Origin of the sequence: Pseudomonas sp. Leaf48 (assembly GCF_001421885.1) — a bacterium.
Taxonomy (GTDB): domain Bacteria; phylum Pseudomonadota; class Gammaproteobacteria; order Pseudomonadales; family Pseudomonadaceae; genus Aquipseudomonas.
In genome coordinates, this window is the sequence record NZ_LMLH01000003.1 from 142,105 (window position 1) to 161,777 (window position 19,673).

At 57.2% G+C, this 19,673-nt stretch carries 25 protein-coding genes; 10 read left to right on the forward strand and 15 right to left on the reverse strand.

Translation table 11 applies throughout. The features are described 5' to 3' along the window. Positions 1 to 17 precede the first annotated feature (17 nt). Complete coding sequence (gene infC / locus ASE98_RS03635; RefSeq protein ID WP_170947229.1) at positions 18 to 569, reverse strand: translation initiation factor IF-3; 552 nt, start codon at positions 567 to 569, stop codon at positions 18 to 20. After that, entirely contained in the window at positions 569 to 2,491 is a 1,923-nt protein-coding gene (thrS, locus tag ASE98_RS03640) for a threonine--tRNA ligase (RefSeq protein ID WP_060540014.1), read from the reverse strand. Before thrS ends, infC begins: the two co-directional genes overlap by 1 nt. Before the next feature lie 374 nt (positions 2,492 to 2,865). Here thrS and ASE98_RS03645 point away from each other — a divergent pair, with 374 nt between their 5' ends. Both ASE98_RS03645 and ASE98_RS03650 read left to right on the forward strand, forming a co-directional pair. Next, entirely contained in the window at positions 2,866 to 3,168 is a 303-nt protein-coding gene (locus tag ASE98_RS03645; protein WP_060540015.1) for a hypothetical protein, read from the forward strand. A gap of 291 nt (positions 3,169 to 3,459) precedes the next feature. Then, the gene (locus ASE98_RS03650) at positions 3,460 to 3,672 is read left to right on the forward strand and encodes a cold-shock protein (protein ID WP_003179963.1); all 213 of its coding nucleotides are present in this window, start codon (positions 3,460 to 3,462) and stop codon (positions 3,670 to 3,672) included. Positions 3,673 to 3,733: 61 nt separating this feature from the next. Here ASE98_RS03650 and ASE98_RS03655 read toward each other — a convergent pair whose 3' ends face one another. After that, positions 3,734 to 4,054 carry an I78 family peptidase inhibitor gene (locus tag ASE98_RS03655; protein WP_060540016.1) on the reverse strand — a complete coding sequence of 107 codons (321 nt, stop codon included), beginning with the start codon at positions 4,052 to 4,054 and terminating at the stop codon, positions 3,734 to 3,736. A 165-nt stretch (positions 4,055 to 4,219) separates the two neighbouring features. After that, a complete protein-coding gene (locus ASE98_RS03660) occupies positions 4,220 to 4,525 on the reverse strand; it encodes a hypothetical protein (RefSeq protein ID WP_060540169.1) in 306 nt (101 codons plus the stop codon). 132 nt (positions 4,526 to 4,657) lie between these two features. On the opposite strand from ASE98_RS03660, the gene ASE98_RS03665 reads away from it, so the two are divergent. Continuing rightward, positions 4,658 to 4,870 carry a hypothetical protein gene (locus tag ASE98_RS03665; protein WP_060540017.1) on the forward strand — a complete coding sequence of 71 codons (213 nt, stop codon included), beginning with the start codon at positions 4,658 to 4,660 and terminating at the stop codon, positions 4,868 to 4,870. A 38-nt stretch (positions 4,871 to 4,908) separates the two neighbouring features. On the opposite strand, the gene ASE98_RS03670 is transcribed toward ASE98_RS03665, so the two are convergent. From ASE98_RS03670 to ASE98_RS03700, 7 genes are read right to left on the reverse strand one after another with little or no spacing between them, the layout of a single operon-like run. Beyond that, a complete protein-coding gene (locus ASE98_RS03670) occupies positions 4,909 to 5,916 on the reverse strand; it encodes a nucleoside hydrolase (protein ID WP_060540018.1) in 1,008 nt (335 codons plus the stop codon). Positions 5,917 to 5,938: 22 nt separating this feature from the next. Beyond that, positions 5,939 to 6,343, reverse strand: a complete 405-nt coding sequence (gene rbsD / locus ASE98_RS03675; protein WP_060540019.1) for a D-ribose pyranase — start codon at positions 6,341 to 6,343, stop codon at positions 5,939 to 5,941. Beyond that, positions 6,340 to 7,257 carry a ribokinase gene (rbsK, locus tag ASE98_RS03680; protein ID WP_060540020.1) on the reverse strand — a complete coding sequence of 306 codons (918 nt, stop codon included), beginning with the start codon at positions 7,255 to 7,257 and terminating at the stop codon, positions 6,340 to 6,342. Before rbsK ends, rbsD begins: the two co-directional genes overlap by 4 nt. 41 nt (positions 7,258 to 7,298) lie before the next feature. Next, positions 7,299 to 8,318 (reverse strand): LacI family DNA-binding transcriptional regulator, encoded by a 1,020-nt coding sequence (locus tag ASE98_RS03685; protein WP_060540021.1) that lies wholly within the window; start codon positions 8,316 to 8,318, stop codon positions 7,299 to 7,301. A 3-nt stretch (positions 8,319 to 8,321) separates the two neighbouring features. Next, positions 8,322 to 9,299, reverse strand: a complete 978-nt coding sequence (locus tag ASE98_RS03690) for an ABC transporter permease (RefSeq protein WP_060540022.1) — start codon at positions 9,297 to 9,299, stop codon at positions 8,322 to 8,324. Beyond that, complete coding sequence (locus ASE98_RS03695) at positions 9,296 to 10,849, reverse strand: sugar ABC transporter ATP-binding protein (RefSeq protein ID WP_060540023.1); 1,554 nt, start codon at positions 10,847 to 10,849, stop codon at positions 9,296 to 9,298. The genes ASE98_RS03690 and ASE98_RS03695 overlap by 4 nt, the downstream gene beginning before the upstream one ends. Positions 10,850 to 10,905: 56 nt before the next feature. Next, complete coding sequence (locus ASE98_RS03700) at positions 10,906 to 11,862, reverse strand: sugar ABC transporter substrate-binding protein (RefSeq protein WP_060540024.1); 957 nt, start codon at positions 11,860 to 11,862, stop codon at positions 10,906 to 10,908. A gap of 461 nt (positions 11,863 to 12,323) precedes the next feature. Between ASE98_RS03700 and ASE98_RS03705 the strand changes: the two genes are divergently transcribed. Both ASE98_RS03705 and ASE98_RS03710 read left to right on the forward strand, forming a co-directional pair. Further along, positions 12,324 to 12,560, forward strand: coding sequence for a DUF1654 domain-containing protein (locus ASE98_RS03705; RefSeq protein ID WP_060540025.1), 237 nt, complete (start codon positions 12,324 to 12,326; stop codon positions 12,558 to 12,560). Positions 12,561 to 12,564: 4 nt separating this feature from the next. Beyond that, positions 12,565 to 13,254, forward strand: coding sequence for an endonuclease (locus ASE98_RS03710; protein WP_060540026.1), 690 nt, complete (start codon positions 12,565 to 12,567; stop codon positions 13,252 to 13,254). 83 nt (positions 13,255 to 13,337) lie between these two features. Here ASE98_RS03710 and ASE98_RS03715 read toward each other — a convergent pair whose 3' ends face one another. Beyond that, positions 13,338 to 13,703: an SPOR domain-containing protein gene (locus ASE98_RS03715; RefSeq protein ID WP_060540027.1), complete on the reverse strand. Its 366-nt coding sequence runs from the start codon at positions 13,701 to 13,703 to the stop codon at positions 13,338 to 13,340. 249 nt (positions 13,704 to 13,952) lie between these two features. On the opposite strand from ASE98_RS03715, the gene csrA reads away from it, so the two are divergent. Then, a complete protein-coding gene (gene csrA / locus ASE98_RS03720; protein ID WP_008057174.1) occupies positions 13,953 to 14,144 on the forward strand; it encodes a carbon storage regulator CsrA in 192 nt (63 codons plus the stop codon). A gap of 90 nt (positions 14,145 to 14,234) precedes the next feature. On the opposite strand, the gene ASE98_RS03725 is transcribed toward csrA, so the two are convergent. After that, entirely contained in the window at positions 14,235 to 14,690 is a 456-nt protein-coding gene (locus ASE98_RS03725) for a DUF2214 family protein (protein ID WP_060540028.1), read from the reverse strand. A 316-nt stretch (positions 14,691 to 15,006) separates the two neighbouring features. On the opposite strand from ASE98_RS03725, the gene ASE98_RS03730 reads away from it, so the two are divergent. Next, entirely contained in the window at positions 15,007 to 15,210 is a 204-nt protein-coding gene (locus tag ASE98_RS03730) for a hypothetical protein (protein ID WP_060540029.1), read from the forward strand. Positions 15,211 to 15,412: 202 nt separating this feature from the next. Next, on the forward strand, positions 15,413 to 15,994 hold the full coding sequence (locus tag ASE98_RS03735) for a hypothetical protein (protein ID WP_060540030.1): 582 nt from the start codon (positions 15,413 to 15,415) through the stop codon (positions 15,992 to 15,994). 133 nt (positions 15,995 to 16,127) lie between these two features. Here ASE98_RS03735 and ASE98_RS03740 read toward each other — a convergent pair whose 3' ends face one another. Then, complete coding sequence (locus ASE98_RS03740; RefSeq protein WP_082457470.1) at positions 16,128 to 16,658, reverse strand: type II toxin-antitoxin system YhaV family toxin; 531 nt, start codon at positions 16,656 to 16,658, stop codon at positions 16,128 to 16,130. A 6-nt stretch (positions 16,659 to 16,664) separates the two neighbouring features. Continuing rightward, positions 16,665 to 16,865 carry a hypothetical protein gene (locus ASE98_RS03745; protein ID WP_060540031.1) on the reverse strand — a complete coding sequence of 67 codons (201 nt, stop codon included), beginning with the start codon at positions 16,863 to 16,865 and terminating at the stop codon, positions 16,665 to 16,667. Between the two features lie 464 nt (positions 16,866 to 17,329). On the opposite strand from ASE98_RS03745, the gene ASE98_RS03750 reads away from it, so the two are divergent. Together ASE98_RS03750 and ASE98_RS03755 are read left to right on the forward strand one after the other, a co-directional pair. Further along, positions 17,330 to 18,286 carry a tyrosine-type recombinase/integrase gene (locus tag ASE98_RS03750; RefSeq protein ID WP_060540032.1) on the forward strand — a complete coding sequence of 319 codons (957 nt, stop codon included), beginning with the start codon at positions 17,330 to 17,332 and terminating at the stop codon, positions 18,284 to 18,286. Positions 18,287 to 18,910: 624 nt separating this feature from the next. Further along, positions 18,911 to 19,618, forward strand: coding sequence for a hypothetical protein (locus ASE98_RS03755; protein ID WP_060540033.1), 708 nt, complete (start codon positions 18,911 to 18,913; stop codon positions 19,616 to 19,618). Positions 19,619 to 19,673: the final 55 nt, after the last annotated feature.

Genomic DNA, 19,673 nt, shown 5'->3' on the forward strand with positions numbered 1-19,673 from the left:
CTGCCGTGCCCTGTTGATTACTTCTTCTTTTTCGGGGCGATGACCATGATCAGTTGGCGTCCTTCCATCTTCGGATGCTGTTCGACCGAACCGTACTCGAGCAGGTCAGCTTCAACCCGCTTGAGGAGTTCCATCCCCAGCTCCTGGTGGGCCATCTCACGGCCGCGGAATCGCAAGGATACCTTGGCCCTGTCCCCATCACTCAGGAAACGTACCAGGTTGCGCAGTTTTACCTGGTAATCCCCTTCCTCCGTCCCTGGACGAAACTTGATTTCTTTAACCTGAATCTGCTTCTGGTTTTTCTTGGCCGCGGCAACCTGCTTCTTCTTTTCGAAGATCGATTTGCCGTAGTCCATCAGTTTGCAAACAGGGGGTACTGCATCGGCGGAAATTTCCACCAGATCCAGTTTGGCCTCTTCAGCCTTAAGAAGCGCGTCTTCAATTGACACAATCCCAAGCTGTTCACCTTCAGCCCCAATTAACCGAACCTCGCGTGCCGAGATATTCTCGTTGATCGGGGCCTTCGGTGCAGCTCGTTTATCTTGTCTCATTTCACGCTTAATAATAATTACTCCGAATCTGGGCGACCACGCCGGGAAACCGCTTGCGCGAGGAACTCAGCGAACTGGGCGACGGGCATCGAGCCCAGGTCAGCACCTTCACGAGTACGCACAGCGACAGTCTGCATCTCGACTTCCCGATCTCCGATAACCAAGAGATAAGGAACCTTGAGCAAAGTATGCTCGCGGATTTTAAAGCCGATTTTTTCATTTCTCAAGTCAGACTTGGCACGAAAACCGCTTTCGTTGAGGGTTTTTTCCACTTCGGCGGCGAAATCTGCTTGTTTGTCGGTGATATTCATCACCACTGCCTGGGTCGGAGCAAGCCACGCCGGGAATGCACCCTCGTAATGCTCGATCAGGATTCCGACGAAACGTTCGAAGGACCCCAGGATCGCCCGGTGCAACATCACCGGGTGCTTGCGACTGTTGTCTTCGGAGACGAATTCGGCTCCCAGACGCACTGGCAGGTTAAAATCGAGCTGCAGGGTACCACACTGCCACACGCGACCGAGACAATCTTTCAGCGAGAATTCGATCTTCGGACCGTAGAAGGCGCCCTCACCCGGCTGCAGATCGTACGGCAGGCCCGCGCTATCAAGGGCTGCAGCCAATGCAGCTTCAGCGCGATCCCACAACTCGTCGGAACCGACGCGTTTTTCCGGACGAGTGGACAGCTTCATCTCGACGTCTTTGAAGCCGAAGTCGGCGTAGACGTCCATGGTCAGCTTGATGAATGCAGCGGATTCGGCCTGCATCTGCTCTTCAGTACAGAAGATGTGGGCGTCGTCCTGAGTGAATGCGCGCACACGCATGATGCCGTGCAGCGCACCCGATGGCTCGTTACGGTGGCAGGCACCGAACTCGGCCAGGCGCATCGGCAACTCGCGGTAGCTTTTCAGGCCCTGGTTGAACACCTGCACGTGGCAAGGGCAGTTCATCGGCTTAATGGCGTAGTCGCGGTTTTCCGACTGGGTGGTGAACATGTTGTCGGCGTAGTTGGCCCAGTGCCCGGATTTCTCCCACAGGCTGCGGTCAACGACCTGGGGGGTCTTGATCTCGAGGTAGCCGTTGTCGCGCTGAACCTTGCGCATGTACTGCTCGAGCACCTGGTACAGCGTCCAGCCGTTCGGGTGCCAGAACACCATGCCCGGCGATTCTTCCTGGGTGTGGAACAGGCCCAGGCGCTTGCCGATCTTGCGGTGATCGCGCTTTTCAGCTTCTTCGATGCGCTGGATGTAAGCGGCCAGCTGCTTCTTGTCGGCCCATGCGGTGCCGTAGACGCGCTGCAACTGCTCGTTCTTGGCATCGCCACGCCAGTAGGCGCCGGACAGCTTGGTCAGCTTGAAGGATTTCAGGAAGCGCGTGTTCGGCACGTGCGGACCGCGGCACATGTCGACGTATTCTTCGTGATAGTACAGGCCCATGGCCTGCTCGTTCGGCATGTCCTCGACCAGGCGCAGCTTGTAGTCTTCGCCACGGGCCTTGAACACTTCGATCACTTCGGCGCGCGCAGTGACTTTCTTGATGACGTCGTAATCTTTCTCGATCAGTTGCTGCATGCGCTGTTCGATGGCGGCCAGGTCGTCCGGGGTGAAAGGACGTTCGAAGGCGATGTCGTAATAGAAGCCTTCGTCGATGACCGGACCGATGACCATTTTGGCCGTCGGGTACAGCTGCTTGACCGCATGGCCAACCAGGTGGGCGCAAGAGTGGCGAATGATCTCCAGCCCCTCTTCATCCTTTGGCGTGATGATTTGCAGCGACGCGTCGCTGTCGATGACGTCGCAGGCGTCGACCAGCTTGCCATTGACCTTGCCGGCCACGGTGGCCTTTGCCAGGCCAGCACCAATGGATGCGGCGACCTCGGCTACGGAAACCGGGTGATCGAATGTACGTTGACTGCCGTCGGGAAGAGTAATAGTTGGCATGGCGCCTCCTCTCCTAGTGGTGACCCCTACCAAAGGTCACGTGGGTTGGGATGAGCCAGTACAAGATCCGGTCCAGGCCATTCAATGACGAACGCCTGCCTTACAGCGGCAGGAGCCTTGCGGCCAACCGGAAAACCGAACCAGAGTGACTGGGATTCAAATCAGGATTATTCGAACATGTGCCGCCACCGGGACTGAAGGTCATCCGGGGCCTGCAAATACCCGAGCCGAGCATGCTAGCACAGATGAACGGTCGTCGATGCACGCAGCTTTGCTGCGAGGGCAAATCGGGCAAATTTATGCCAGAGTGCTGAACTTGAACCCCGCATCAGCCCTCAGATAACAAGTCATTGACCCAAAAGGAGCATCTCAGCATGCGTCTGAATCGTTTGTTCGCCTTCGTCGCCCCTGTCGTTCTACTGCTGCCCCTGGCCGCCCATGCAGAATGGCCAAAGGGCGAGCGGGAGAAATACATGGCGCAGTGCGTTCCTGCAGCTGCAGAGAAGATTGGTACGCCAGCAGCCAAATCCCACTGTGCTTGCGGCGCCGACGCCATCAAGTCATACCCTGCCGCTGATATCCAGGCCTTGATGAACAACACCGCCAGTGCTGAATTGAAGCAGAAGGCCCTGGGCAAAATTGCAGCCTGCAAAGCCACCAGCAAAGAGCAAAAATGATCCGGTTTCGGCGTTTCGAGCCATGAATTACCGGTAAAAAGCCGCTGAAACGGCCCCTTTCGTACAATTTATTAAGGTTTTACAGCTTTTTTTATCACCTTTATTTTCGGCTAGAAGCCTTATAAACCGGGGCTTTCAGCCGATTCAGGGAATCGGCAAGACACGACTGGTTCGCAAACAGCGCCTGCGGGGGGCTCCCAAAGCGAACATTTCGACTATGATACTCGGGTGTGCCCAGTTGGCCTGAGCAGCACAGTACTACTGAAAATATATGTTTCTTGGAGATACACCATGTCTAATCGCCAAACCGGCACCGTTAAATGGTTCAACGATGAAAAAGGCTTCGGCTTCATCACTCCTCAAGGTGGCGGTGACGACCTGTTCGTACACTTCAAAGCTATCGAAAGCGACGGTTTCAAAAGCCTGAAAGAAGGCCAGACCGTTTCCTTCGTGGCTGAGAAAGGCCAAAAGGGTATGCAAGCTGCTCAAGTTCGCCCAGAGTAATTTCCAGGCGCACTAAAAAAACCCCGTCCATGTGACGGGGTTTTTTATGGCACAAACAAAATCAGCCGCAGTTGACGCGGATGACTACGTGACTGGCATCGGTGTTCAGGTTCAGGCGGTCAGAGCGATACTCCAGCGTCACCATATCGGTTGGCAGGAGGAAGCGGGCATTCTGCGCGCCGGCGCGGGTACGCGCATGCTCCAGCAATTGCGGGGAAGCCTGTTTGCCAATGGCGAAATCGGCAGCCTTTGCCTCGCAGCGACTATGGCCGGTATCTGAAGTCGCAACAGCATCCGTTGCCGGCTCCGTGGCGGTAGTGCTGCAACCGGCCAACAAGGCAGCGGCCAGCACAGTACCCAATGACGCGAGCTTCCAAGGCATGAAGCCTCCTATTTCAAAAAATTAAGCTGAATTCGTGCGACAACCCGACTGCCGCCTGGTTTCACGGGACGGCACTTCACTTCGCCCCCGACCCGCACGAACGGCAATTCTGCCCGAGCACCGGCCAGCCTTCACTCTGCAAACGTGACTGAATGTGAACAGGACTCAATAGACGTCGATATAGTCGTACGGCGGATTCGGCCAGTTCTCTTTCAACGCATTGAAGATCTGCATGACCCACACCTCATCGCTGGCGGCGACACGTCCGACGTAGCCGGAACCCTTGGCCCAGGTTTCGAGGCGAAACAACAACCCGTCGATCTCGGTACCGCCGACGATCCCCGAAGAAATATAGGCAATGCCTTGCCGGGTGACCCGCAACTGGGTGTGTTCATCGTCACTGGCGGCGGCCAGCAACTGACGCACGGACTCAAGCGTCAAACCGTCAGGGGAATTCAAATCGATCTGCACAGCGTAGCCCTTGAAGAATATCAATGACCAAGTGTCGCATAGCCCGCCCTTGATGCCTAAGTCGGGGTGTAAAACGCCGTACAAAATGCTTAACTCGACGCTCGGACCTTTCCCCACTTAACGAGCGCCACCATGACCACCGTAAGCATCGACGCCGACATCAAGGCCAAGTGGCCAGACGGCCACAGCTCATACAGCCCAGGCAGCACCGAAGAGCTGGCCATTATCGGTATTGACCTGCTGGTCCGGGACATCGGGGCCGAAGCCGCTCAGTCATTCATCGAGCAGGTTTTCGAGAAGCACCTGGCCGACCAGAGAGCCGCGACAGATAGCGGCCGGGAGTAATCCCGCCCGCCGGCACCTGCACCTGCACAGGGAAGAGGCTATTTGAGGCGAGCCAGTCGTTCGGTCAGCAGATCGAAAAAGCCCTGGGCATCGCCGCTTTCAACCCAAAAGGCGTTTTTTGGCGCCTTGAGCGTGTCGTACCAATCGACAATGGTCTGGCCGAAGGTCGGGCCTTCGCGACTGTCGACCACCACGTTCACCGTACGACCGCTGAACAGCCCGGGCTTGAGCAGATAGGCGATGACCGTGGCGTCATGCACCGGGCCGCCCGCGATGCCGTAGTGCTCCATATCACCTTTGATGTACTCATTGAGAATGGCGCAAACCAGCTTGCTGGCCGTGTTGTCCAGTGCCGCAATCTGCCTCAGCCGCGACTCACTGGTGAGGATCTTGTGAGTCACGTCCAGCGGCAGGTAGGTCAGCCTCACCCCGCTCTTGAGTACCACTTCAGCCGCATGCGGGTCGGCGAACAGGTTGAATTCGGCCACCGGTGTGATGTTGCCACCGTTGAAATGCGCGCCCCCCATGACCACCACTTGCTTGATGCCCTGCACGATCTTCGGCTGCTGGATCAGCGCCAGGGCCAGGTTGGTCTGCGGGCCAAGCATTGCCACGGTAATGCTGTGGGGCTCGGCCGTCATCAAGGTGTCAATCAGATAAGTCACGGCACTGCCGTCGGCCAGACCTGGCCGGGGCTCATGCACGGTGATCCCCGACAAGCCCTCCTTGCCATGAATGTCTTCGGCGTAGATCGGCGTGCGCATCAGCGGCTTCGGCGCCCCGGCGTAGACAGGCACATCCTCTCGCCCCGCCCACTCCCGTGCCAGCCGGGCATTGCGTGAGGTCTTGTCCAGGCGAACGTTGCCGGCAACGGTGGTCAGCGCACGAATGTTCAGCTCATCGGGTGACGCCAGGGCGAAGAGCAAGGCCACGACGTCGTCGGCACCCGGGTCGGTGTCGATGATCAGCTCGATCTTTTCCGCCGCCCGGGCGCCGGTTGCAGTATTCAGGGACAAAGGCAGCAGACTCCATAGCGGATGGTGCAGTGTTTCAACCGAGCGGCAAGACTCAGAACGTTACCCCGGCGATCAACACGATGTTGCAGTACGGCTGACATTCACCAGTGCGCACGATCGCCCTCGCCTGCCGGCTCAGAACCTTGAACTCTTCATGGCTGAGCAGTTCGCGCCGCCCCAGTGAACCTGCGGCGTCCAGTTCATCCAGCACAGCCAGTGCCGACGGTTTTTTCTTGAGGATCTCGTGAGCCAGAACATGGCTTTCAACCTGCATTTCGCTCAGTACGACGTTCAAGGTGCTGACGAAATCCGGAATGCCATGGGTCAGCGCCAGGTCGATCAATTCGACGCCCGGCGGAACCGGCAATCCTGCATCGCCGATCACCACTTTGTCGCCATGGCCCAATGAGGCGATCAGCCGTGATAACGCGATGTTGAGCAGAGGTGTCTTTTTCATGGTGCTTGAAATGCCTGTACGTCGGACAAAGCCGGAATCGAGGGCTGCGCGCCGGCCCGGGTGACCGATAGCGCCGCAGCCACCTGGCCGAAACGGATCGCTTCAGCTTCACCTTTGCCGGCAGCAAGGGCCGCCGCGAAACCGCCGACGAAGGTATCGCCGGCCGCAGTGGTGTCGACCGCCTTCACGCTCGGCGCCGGGAAGTGCTGGAAGCTGTTGCCGTCGGCGAATAACGACCCTTGGGCGCCGAGGGTAATGATCACCTTGCCGGCGCCCATGTCGATCAGCTTTGTCGCCGCGGCTTGCGCAGTGTCCAGCGAATCCACCGCAACGCCGCTCAGGGCCGCCGCCTCGCTTTCGTTGGGAATCAGGTAATCGATCGACCCATACCAATGCGCTGGCAGCGCACGACTGGCCGGTGCCGGATTGAGGATGACAATCTTGCCCAGTTCGCGGCCGCGCTTGAGCGCATGACCCACGGTGGCATCCGGCACCTCGAGCTGACAGATGAGCAGATCCGCCGCCTGCAACACCGGATCGAAACGCTTGAGTTGATCTGCCGTCAGCGCACCGTTGGCACCGGGGACAATCACGATCGAGTTCTGGCTGTTGTCGTCCACCACAATCAGCGCCACGCCACTGGAACCGTCAACGGTGCTGACCGCCTGGCAGTCGATTTGCTCGGCCAGCAGCGCTGCGCGCAACGCGTCGCCATAGGCGTCACGCCCCACGCAACCAATCATCGAAACCTGCGCACCCAGGCGCGCGGCGGCCACGGCCTGGTTAGCGCCCTTGCCGCCGGAAACGACGGAAAACGACTCGCCGATCAACGTCTCACCACCCTTGGGCAGACGTGATGCCCGGGTCACCAGGTCCATGTTCAGACTGCCTACTACCACTACTTTTGCTGGCATACATTGCTACTCATCGATTCTGTTTCAGCGTTATTTCTGATTCAGCGAAACTGGGCAAATACGCCGGCCAGCGGCGCAGTTGATTCACGCATGACAATACTGGGCGTGACGATGCGTTGTTCGGTGCTGCGCTGCGGCGTAGCGATCCGTCGCAACAGCACTTCGGCCGCCATCTCACCGAGTTGCAGAATCGACTGCCCCACGGTGGTCAACGAAGGATAGACATAACGGCTCATCTGGATATCGTCGAAGCCGATCACCGACAGCTCGCCAGGCACCCGAATATTGAGCTCGGCGGCAGCCCGCAGCACGCCGATGCCCATCAAGTCGTTGGCGGCGAAAATCGCCGTGGGGCGATTGTGCTGCAGCAGAACGGTGGCGGCGGCGTAACCGCCGGTACTGGTGAAATCGCTTTGCACAATGCGCTCGGGCACCACTTCAATGCCAGCCTCCTCCAGCGCACGGCAGTAACCGGCCAGACGCATCTGCGCGACACTGGTGGTTTGCGGCCCGATGATCGTGGCGACATCCCGATGCCCCAACTCCAGCAGGTGCCGGGTCGCAAGATAGGCGCCGTATTCATGATCGATACGCACCAGATCCACATCGACGCCTTCCAGACCACGGTCAACGATCACCATTGGCGTGCGCACGCTTGCCAGGCCCTGGGCCAGACCGCTATCGCCACCGGCCGAGGCGACGATCAGCCCGTCGATGCGTTTTTCCAGCAACACCCGCAGGTAACTGCGCTGCTTGTCCGGGTTGTCGTCGGAGTTGCACAGGATCACGCAGTAGCCGTTGCGCTCGCAGTAATCCTCGATTCCCCGGGCCAGCTCGGCAAAGTACGGATTGAGGCTGTTAGGCACCAAAAGTCCGATGGTTGCGGTGGTCTTGGCCTTCAGGGATCGCGCCACGGCACTGGGTACATAGTCGAGGGTCTGGATCGCCGCCTCGACCTTAATGCGAACTTCTTCGCTGACCGGCCGGGTCTTGTTCACCACGTGAGAAACCGTGGTGTAGGAAATTCCGGCGAGCGCTGCTACATCCTTGATCGTTGCCATGACTCAGGTCCGCCGGCTTGCGCGCTGACTGCGATAAGTATCCAGCACCACCGCCACCACGATAACCGCGCCGGTAATGATGCGCTTGGTCGGTTCGGTCGCGCCGATCTGCGCCAGCCCCGCAGCCAGCACGGAAATGATCAGGACACCAAAGAATGTGCTGATGACCGAACCGCGACCACCCATCAGGCTGGTCCCGCCGATCACCACGGCGGCGATCACCTGCAGCTCCAGGCCGGAGCCGGCATTCGGGTCCGCCGCCTCCAGCCGCGAAATCTGGAACAACGCAGCGATGCCGGCCAACAGCCCCATCAGACTGAACACCAGAATCTTGTACGGCTTCGGATTGATTCCCGCCAGGCGCACCGCCTCTTCGTTGGTGCCGATGCCGATCAGGTAACGACCGAACACAGTACGGGTCAACACGGCCTGGGCGACGAAGATGATCAGCAAGGCGATGATGAACGACGGCGAGATGCCGAAGGCAATCGGGTTGGACAGCCAGGCGAAGGCATCGCCGATGTAGGCCGTGCGTGAACCGGTCATCTGGTACGCCACGCCCCGGGCCATCTCCAGCACGCCCAGGGACACGATGAACGAAGGAATCCGCCAGGCCACGGTAATCGAGCCGGTGATTGTGCCAGCGAGCGCCGCAATGGCCATGCCGAGTAATGCGGCGGGCAGAACGCTCCAGCCCCAGCCGAGAATCGCCACGCTGACCGCCGACGCCGCCAGCGCCAGCACCGAGCCCACCGACAGATCGATACCGCCGATGATCAATACAAACGTCATGCCGACCGCCAGCACCATCAGGTCAGGAATCTGGTTGGCCAAGGTGCTGAACGTATCGTAAGACAGAAAATGGCTGCTCAGCATTGAGAACAGTACGACCATCGCCAGCAAGGCCCCGGCCAGCCCAAGGTAGGTGCCGAGCCCGTAAAAATTGCCATTGCGCTTGCCGACGGAAGAGGCGGTTTTCATGGAAGATCCCTAGGCGCGGCTTCATTGAGCAGCGCGTCACGTTTTTGGTAGCCGGCGAAAGCGGCGGCAAGCAACTCATCCTGGGTCCAGCTGTCACGCTCGAAGGTTTCGATCAGACGCCCCGCCGACAAGACACCAATGCGGTCGCAAATCAACATCAGCTCCCGCAAGTCACTGGAGACCACCACCAGCGCCTTGCCCTGACGGGTCAGCTCGCCGAGCAGGTTGTAGATGTCGAACTTGGCGCCGACATCGATGCCACGGGTCGGCTCGTCGAACAGCAGCACCGAGCAATCGCGCTCCAGCCAGCGACCGATCACGACTTTCTGCTGATTGCCGCCGGACAGCTCGGACACCGACTGCCCCGGGCCGGAACTGCGGATACGCATGGCGTCGATCTGACGCTGCGCCAGCGCGCTCTCGTCTGCGTGATTGACGAAGCCGGCGCTGGAAATCCCCGGCATGTTGCCCAATGCGATGTTGGCACCGATCGATTGCGTCAGCAGCAGGCCTTCGCCCTTGCGATCCTCGGTAATCAGCGCGATGCCGTGACCAACCGCTTCCACCGGGGAGCGGATGCTGACCACCTGCGCGGGCGATCCCAGGGCAACGCTGCCGCTGTCCGCGAGGTCGGCACCGAAGATCAGCCGCAGCAACTCGGTGCGCCCTGCCCCGATCAGGCCCGAAATGCCGAAGATCTCACCAGCGCGGACTTCGAAGGACACATCACGAACCTTGTCCGAGCGGCTAAGGCCCTTGACCGTCAACGCCGGCGCGCCGATCTTGCGCGAGCCCATATCGATGTGTTCACCCAGCTCGCGCCCGACCATCAAGGTGACCAGTTGCTCACTGTTGTAGTTAGCCATCGGCTCGACGCAGACCAACTGGCCGTCGCGCAGTACCGCAATGCGCTGCGCGACCCGCGCCAGCTCTTCCAGACGATGGGAGATATAGATGATCGAGACGCCGCGCGCCTGCAGACGGGTGATCTGCTCGAAAAGCATCTCCACTTCCCGCGCCGTCAACATCGCGGTGGGCTCGTCGAGGATCAGCACATGGCAATCACCGATCAGGTTGCGGGCGATCTCCACCATCTGCTGATGGCCGATGCCCAGCTCACCGACCAGGGTGTCCGGGTCGATCGCGTCGAGCCCGACCTGGGCCATGGCTGCTATTGCCGCCTGGCGCAATTTGTTGCGACTGATCCATCCGCCCTTGTTGGGCAAATTGTCGAGAAACAGGTTTTCCGCCACCGACAAAGTGGGCAGCAGATTGAGTTCCTGCATGACCATGCGGATGCCCAGGCCTTCAGCCTGAGCCCTGCTGCCCGGGCGGTAGTCCAGCCCTTGAAACTGCATCTGGCCGGTAGTCGGCGTGACCAGCCCGCCGATGATCTTCGACAGGGTACTTTTGCCCGCGCCGTTTTCACCGGTCAGCGCCAGCACTTCGCCGCGCATGAGCGTCAGATCGATGCCGGCCAGGACCGGTTGAGCGTAGGTCTTGCCGATGCCGCTGACCGCAAGGACAGCGTTCGGGGCGCAAACGGACATAGAAAATCTCCATGCGCCCGCCCCGAACGGGCGAGCACTGTTGAGGCGCCAGAGGACTACTTGGTCACCAGCTCTACCGGAGTTTCGATGACGCCACTGGCGCCGCCTTCGACCTTCTCGCCCTTGAGAATCTTCAGCGCAGTCTCGATGCCGAATACAGCCTGTCTGGCCGCAAACTGGTCAGCGGTCGCCAGCACGCGGCCATCGGCGAGCATCGGCTTGATGGCATTGATGTTGTCATAGCCGACCACTTGCACCTTGCCAGCCTTGCCCGCTGCCCGCACGGCAGACACCGCACCGACCGCCATGCTGTCGTTGCCGGCCAACAGGGCCTTGGTTTGCGGGTATTCACTGAGAATCGAGGCGGCCACTTTGTTGCCTTTATCGATCTCCCAGTCGCCGGACTGCAGGGACACCACCTTGATCTGCGCCGCTTCCATCGCATCCTTGAAACCGGCGGTGCGCTGTTGGGCATTGGTGGTGGTGGACACACCTTCGATGATGCCGACTTCGTCACCGGCCTTCAGCTGTTTCGCCAGATAATCACCCACCAGACGCGCGCCCTTGCGGTTGTCAGGGCCTACGAATGGCACGCTGATGTTTTTGCTTTTGACCACGGCCGGGTCAAGCTGATTGTCGATGTTGACCACGGTGATACCGGCGTCCACGGCTTTCTTGATGACCGGGACCATGGCTTTCGAATCCGCGGGCGCAATCACCAGCGCATTGACCTTGGCCAAAATCATCTGCTCGACGATGCGCGTCTGGCCTGCGGTATCGGTCTCGTCCTTGATGCCGTTGGAGATCAGGTCGAATTCGCCGGAGTGCTCCTTCTGATAGGCCTTGGCACCGTCCTCCATGGTCAGGAAGAACTCGTTGGCCAGGGATTTCATCACCAGCGCGACTTTGGGTTTTTCGGGCGATTCGGCGAAGGCCGAAGAGACAGGCAGTGCAGCGGAGGCCGCAGCCAGCACAGCGATAGCGAGAAGACGTCCAGCAAATGGCAGCTTCATGGGTTCACTCCGATCTTATGATTATTGTGAGCAACGCTTGCGCTGACGTATGTTGCAGGCCCGCTGGATGACTATGCTCATCCCGGGCGACGCGCAAACGTTTGCGTTGACCGAACTATGCGAACCCTGCCGGGATTTGTCAACGGCCGTACAAGGGCTGACAGGAAGAGAGGACAAATGCCTGCACGCTTTGGAAACATCCACGGATAACGACATTTCAAATTCTTGAAAAAAGATCCCTTGAGGAAACATCGTCCCCCCTGCGGTTTTCTTTAATCTCGATGCCACCTGGAGATGCCACCTTGGTGAGATGGTTGTGTTAGCCGGTGACAAAAAACCTCGCCCCGCCTTACACCAAACGGAACAAATCGCTGTCAGACGATCTTCTTGAATTTTAAGCAGTTGCGAAAAGTAGTACAGTTAAATACTGTATGTACGTACAGCTTAATAAGGATAATCCCATGGACACCACTGTCACTCCTGACACCTACGTACGCATGGGCATGCGCGTACAGAAAATCATCAACTCCCCCACTGCGCAGAAAGCCAGGGCAGCGCTGATCTTTCGCCTGCCTGAAGAGCCGGTGGATGAATGGGAGCGCCTGCTCGAAGAAATCGACGAGAACGACAACGTCACCCTCGCCTATCGCGATGATGGTGGCGTGCAGATTTTCTGGGTTGTGCCGAAGGAAGATTGAGTCGATGACTGCCCGCTGTTTCGCTTTACTGTTTCTGCTGTTCGCCACGGGCGTCCAGGCGGACGCACCGCGCACGTTCGATGAGGCCAAGAAAATCGCGTGGGAGCTGTATGCCCCTCAATCAACGGAGTTTTATTGCGGCTGCAAATACACGGGCAACCGGGTGAACCTCGCCGCATGCGGTTATGTGCCACGCAAAAATGCCAAGCGCGCGTCCCGTATCGAATGGGAGCACATCGTTCCGGCCTGGCAGATCGGCCATCAACGCCAATGCTGGCAAGAGGGCGGACGCAAAAACTGCACACGCTACGATGCCGCCTACCAGAAGGCTGAAGCCGACCTGCATAACCTGGTACCCAGCATTGGCGAGGTCAATGGCGATCGCAGCAACTTCAGTTTTGGCTGGTTGCCGGAGCAGTCGGGTCAATACGGCTCCTGCCTGACCCAGATCGACTTCAAGGCCAGGAAAGTCATGCCCCGCCCTTCCATTCGCGGCATGATCGCCCGGACTTATTTCTACATGAGCAAGGAATATGGCGTACGTCTGTCCAGGCAGGATCGACAACTGTACGAAGCCTGGGACAAAACCTACCCGGTCCAGTCCTGGGAACGTCAGCGCAACCAGAGCGTGGCGTGCGTCATGGGGCGCGGCAATGAATTTGTCGGCCCGGTAAACTTGAAAGCCTGCGGCTAAGCCCGCACGCCAAAAAAAACACCAAGGCCCCGGGACGAAGTACCCGGGGCCTTTTTGTGATCAGTGCTCTATCACGCGCAAGGTTACTGAACCGCCGGACGCTCAAGCACCAGCAACTCGATGTTCTGTTTCTTCGCCCGGGTGAGCGATGCGCGGACCTCATCCTGCTTGGCCTGGGCCTCGGCCCGTGAGTTGTATGGCCCCATCAGAATACGTGTCTGGCCATTTTCCTTGACTACACTGGACATGAAGCTGTGCTCGATCAGCCATCCGCTCAGATCGCTGACCGCCTGAGGTGTTTCACCTCGCACTTCAAGATCCCATTGCGGCCCAGACACCTGTGCAGTTGCTGGTTCCACCGGCGGCCGTGGCTTCGGCGTGTCCACGCTCTTGCCCTCACCACATCCTGCCAGCGCCAATATCGCGATTACCCAGAACATTTTGCGCACAGCGTATCCCTCAGAATGCCAAAACGAGGATTTTAACACTCATGAATACTTCACGAGACCCGCAAAATGGGCACAAAACAGCGAGAATGATGGTTGCGGCCTCTGTATAGTTACGCCCTGGGAATTAATGTCGCTACTGAACGTCAGAAAGAGACACCCAAAAAGTGAGACTTCGCACTAATCTATACGTACCACCGACCTCTGCACTGTCCGAATCAGGTGCCCCACCAAGCAATCAAGGAGAAGACCATGCTGATACTCACCCGCAAAGTCGGTGAAAGCATAAATATCGGTGATGACATTACAATCACCATTCTGGGCGTAAGCGGCCAGCAAGTCAGGATCGGCATCAACGCACCGAAAGACGTTGCAGTGCATCGCGAAGAAATCTACCAGCGCATCCAGGCCGGTCTGACCGCCCCGGAAAAGCCGCAAACCTGATTCTTGCAGTCAGTAGCCAGCCCGTTCCCCCCGGACCACGGCTGGCTAAAGATTCAAATCCCGCATCCCGCCCAACTTGCCCGCTCGGCGCTACCCAAAAGCCACTCCCCGCGCCATCCCTGTGGCCGCAACCACCATCAGCAGCACCAGCAGCGCTTCGACATGACTTATGCGCGCGAACAGCTTCGCGCGTGCGGTGTCGATAGCCGTTTTACGCCCAAGCGCGATCCGCCACTTGATCAACGTCACCATCGGTGCAATCTCGAGCAACAGGATCAGCACGAAAAACGTCATCTTGAGATGGAACAACGGCTGATGCAGGTAATAGTCCGCGCCTTTTTCATACCCGCCGAAGGCCCGCATCCCGCCACTCAGTAACAGGACGACGGCGCAGATCCCCCAAAGGTTGTCCGCGATCAATACGCTGCGTGCCTCCCCGACCCCATCGGCCAATCGTCGAAAAGCCGTGCCTCGCGCCAGCACCGCCCAGAACCCCACCACCAGCGCCAGAAGATGGCCCGCCGCAAGCATCCAGTGAGTCAGCATCGAGAAACTCCTTTCAGGACGAAGTTGAATCAACCTGTCAGTAGTAGCCCATGAAGTGACGGGCTGCATCGGCGCCTTTGGTCGACCTTTATCGACGGAGCCAGAAAACCGCCACGCACCAACGGCGCTTGAAGAGCCCGGCACACACCACTCGTCGCCTGGGGCAGCGCAGCACTCAACAGGCCTGCATCATGGCGTACGGATTGCACTTGTGGCCTGTAGCTGCCCGGAACGACATAATTCTGACGCGGCAATCATTCAATCAACGCTTAAGGACTTCCAGCGATACGCTCGGCCAGTCACCAGGAGATGTAACGTGTCAACGCTCAATGAAATCGCAATGAATCACGCGAGAATGGCCATGGAAAAGGCTGCAGAGTCGACGGTACCGAGCGAGCGACACATCCAGATTGTCGGCTTCGAAGTACCGACAATGGAAACGCAACCCAATATTCCACTGCACCTCATCGCTGGAGTGCAGGACTCCCACAACAGCCAGGTGGCCGGTTACTCGCTCTGACTTTTACACAGCGAGCCACGAACTGATCGGCACGTCACATAACCGCTGACCGTGTAGGGATGGCATCTCAAAGGCGCCCTTCAGACACGGTCACCGGCTGCCCTCTTTCTGCACATAAGCCTTTGCCCGACGCCACTTGCAGAGCGTCACTTTTCCACTGCTATGCTGGTAACAGCTGTTTCCCAAACCAGAGAAAAGCAGCATGGCAGCAGAAGGCAAGCGACTCCCACTCACTTTCAAGGTTATGGCCTGCCTGGCCGCAGGCATCCTTGTGGCCTGGGTAGTCACAACGCTGCTCGACACTTACTTCAACATGCCATTGCTGGCAGACACCAAGGGCTGGCTGCTACGTGCCGGGGATTGGCTTTTGCTGGAAACGCCAATGCCGAATTGGTCGCTGATGCTGATTATCGCGACTTTGATCGGCACTCTGTCTGTTGCGATTTACTACACCCGCAGCCCTGACGGGGCTGGCGGTGAGCTGCATGAGATAGAGCGCAAGGTTTACAAAAAGAACAACCCGCAGTTTCCGCAACTGACAGAGAACCAAACGCTACTGATGGAAGTTCTGGCCTACCATGCGAACTACCGGAAAATTGCAAGTCTGGACTCAGTCTGCAAACTTGTCTCAATCAGCACACTGGAAGTTGAAGTCGGTCTAAAGCAACTTGAAGCTAAACGCCTAGTGAAGCGAAGTGCGACACGGGGGACGTTCGGCGCCACCACATTTTCACTTACCGTGGCGGGTAAGGATTATGCTCTGGAGCGATTTGAGCTTACTTAGTAGAGACACATGAGGTGCGGCCATGAGTTCTCGATCACGCGACTTCACCCTGGGAAGCGGACGAAAAACGACGAAGCACTGTCACGAGGGGCGCAACTAAAAGGAAATCGAGTACCGGGAGGTAGGCGCCGATCTACTCTTTTAACGAAATAAGCTTCTCCTCTTCTGCCCCTGTGATCTCGGTAGGAACATCGTAGGAATTACTTGCGGCCAAAAGCTCTGCAAATTCGCTTGGCACCTTGCCCCCTTTAACCATCGCAGCGAAGACCGCGTAGACATCACTTTTGTCACCAGCTTTTCGCAGTGTAGATTCGTCATTCAACCAAACATAGATGATGGTTTTGGGGGCGTCAGAGCGAAACTGGAAGAAAAGACGGTATCGGGGAGCCATCCCTTGCTTTTTAACGCGAAGCCAATGCTTGTTGGTTTTTCCCAAAGTTGTACCTTGACGGTAATTGGGATGTGCCGGGTTAGCTGGCACGTTGACCAGAATATTTTCGGTCACGGCATCAAGCAGCTTGTAGGACGGGTGGTGGTGAAAACCATCAGGGTTTTTCGCAGCAGCTCTCTCGACCTCTGCGGTAAGCGTTTCAAGGCGCTCCAAGAAAAACGGGTGGGCATATAATGCCCACCCGTTTACGATGTTCAGCGTGCTTTCCGTCACGTAATTTTAGCCTTCCAGAAGCTCGCTACGACGACTTTGTTCAGCCTTCGTGCGCAGAGCCTGGATCCGGCTCAGAAGCCCAGTAGGAATGGGCTTGATGCTATCAGGCTGACTCTTGATGTCATCGGCAAGAAAATCTAGAAAATCGGCTTTGCTTTGAAGCTCTGCCTTTTTTTCTGCAAAGGACACAATGTTGGCTTTAGACATGACGTCTCACCTTTGAAAAATGTGCCAACCCTATCAGGGGTAGCTCGGTCCGCTGCTAGCGACCTCAACCGGTGCGGATTCTGGCCTGGAAAGACCTTATCAGCGCTGCCAGCCCCTTTAGAGAAGCCAGCCTTGAACCAGTGACATAGTTATTATGTAGATAAATTCGGCTTTGTTCAACTCAACATAGGCGAATCACTGATGCAATCTACACCGCACTAAAACTACGAGCTCCTGCATAAGAGGTGGGGATTTTGCAAAAGTTTTGCAAATCCAAGACAACAAAAAAGGGCCCACCTTTCGGTGAGCCCTTCCAGACCGCCCAGCAGAGCGGATTTTGTTTGGTAGGCGCGATTGGACTCGAACCAACGACCCCCACCATGTCAATGTCTGCTTGAGCAAGCTGCAAGCCTTGGTGCTCAAGGATTTCACAGAACGCCCACTCACATTATGAGGCGTCTAAAATGGCCAATTTCCGCTTACTTCCGTCCGGCAACTGGAATGCTCAGGTACGGATAAAGGGCAAACCTCCCCAGTCGAAAACTTTCAGCAACAAAGCTGAAGCAGAGTCATGGGCGAACCAGCTCGAAGCCGTGACGATGGATCGCAAGCACCACACCATTTATACGCTGGGCATGACCTACTGCGAAGCCATGCTCAAGGGGAAAGGCAGCTACGATCACGCACTGAAAGTCGTGGAGCATCTGGGCAGACACTTCACGCAGCCCATTCACGAAATCACGCCGCAGATGATCAACGACTTCAAGATCATGCGATTGAATAAGGTGAAGCCAGCCACATGCAGAATTCAACTCGCCTTCATGTCGCGGTTCTACCGATTCGCAAAACGCGGCTTGCTGATCGACATTCACAACCCTGTAGCTGATATCGCACTCCCCAAACCTGATCGGTCTTCAGACAAGGTGATTAGTGCAAGCGAGCTTGAGCGGTTACTGACGAAGCTGTCACCCATCATGAAACCCATTGTCGAACTGGCATATGAGACTGCCATGCGACGCTCTGAAATCCTGAAGCTGACCAAAGACTGCCTGCACCTCAAGGATCGAATTGCCGATGTGATCGATGGAAAGAACGGTACACGGTCAGTTCCCCTCACCCACCGAGCAGTGGAAATTCTTCAAATCGCCCAATTGTGCGCCACCGTAGAACGTCACCCGAGCAACCTGATTTTCCCAGTCACTCCACATGCCGTATCTCAGGCAGTGCGATTGGCACGAGTCAAGGCTGGCTTAGACAGTAGTGTCCGGCTGCACCAGCTCAGGCACACCAGAATCACCAATGTCGCCAAGAAGGGCTTCAACAACGCACAGATCATGATCGTCTCAGGCCACCGGGATACACGATCCGTTGCCCGGTATTCCCATTTGAATGTCAGGGATGTTCTGCATCTTATTGATTGACCAATCGGATGGGCCGCCAGCCTCGATTAACTGAAAGGTTGGCGGCCCTGAAAACCCGTTAGAAACCATCGATAAACCCGAGCATAACCTGCACTGGATTCGTCATGTTCTGAGGAACAACTGTCACTCAGTCCAGTGTTTACGGGCTTACATGGCTGTCTGGACTAAGCGGGGCGCTTTCTCTCCGATGGAAACTGGTTTATGCAAAATGGCACGCCGAAATAGGGCTAAAAATGATCAGTGCTTCGAGTAAAATCAAACGCACATCCAAACTATTATCGCAACCACATATTGACAGGCGGTCGATCTCATGAGATGATGACCATCTGCTTCAGTGAGCAGACAGACAATTTAGAAACCTCCACGCGACCACGGTGCGAACAAATCGCCCAGAAATCGCAGGAGGTTTTTTAACGCCTGAATTTTGGCTGACCACCACCCGACGGTCATAGCAAACCAAGAGAAGCACCATGACAAACGCAATCCAAGCAACACCAACGTTGAGGTCGACGACATCGAATAGCTGAGTCCCCACTCCTCCGTAGCGAGAAGAATGACGAGCCCGATGCCGACCAATGTGTCGGTTTTTTATTGCCCATTTTTCAACTGAACGGAGGTAACAACATGCAACAACACAGCATCATCGACATCACCAAAACTATCCTCGTGGCCCCTTGTGTGGCTGGAATCCACCTTGACTACAGTCTCGGGGAAGAGATACCGCTATTCGCTCCCCCATTGGATGAGTCGCTGACCTACGGCTTTGGCTACAACTCTGGGCGCCGCCGTAAGGCCATGGGAATGCCCCACTTCAAAACAGGGAAGGGAACGCCATACACAGCGTGGCACAACATGATGCGGCGAGCTTACGGCCCCAAGAAGAGCCCCGCTTATGAAGATTGCAGCGTCTGTAGAAAGTGGTGGGACTATCAAGAATTTGCAGCTTGGTATTCCGTGCAACCCTATGCGTTCGAGCCCGACGCAGAGTTGGACAAAGACATTCTGGATCAACTGAACTCCGCGTACTCACCAGAGCATTGCTCGGTCGTTCCGAAGCTGATCAACCAGATTTTCAGGAACACTCGGAGTCGTCGCGGGAAGCTGCCTCTTGGAGTGTCGGAAAGGTCAGGCGGTATGGGTGTCGTGTCTACCCTTTCGATGTTCGGAAAACGAGTCGAACTAGGGACGTTCACAGACATTACGGAAGCCTTCAAAGCTTACCAGTCGGCCCATCAGGCGTACTGCAATCAGTTGGCAGATAGCTACGAATCAAAACTTGATGCACGTGTGATCAATCGACTACGAACCTGTTCCCGCCACATCCGGGACTGATTTACCCCCAAGTACCACCGAAGGCACACGCCTGCGGTAACCACTACTAACGAGG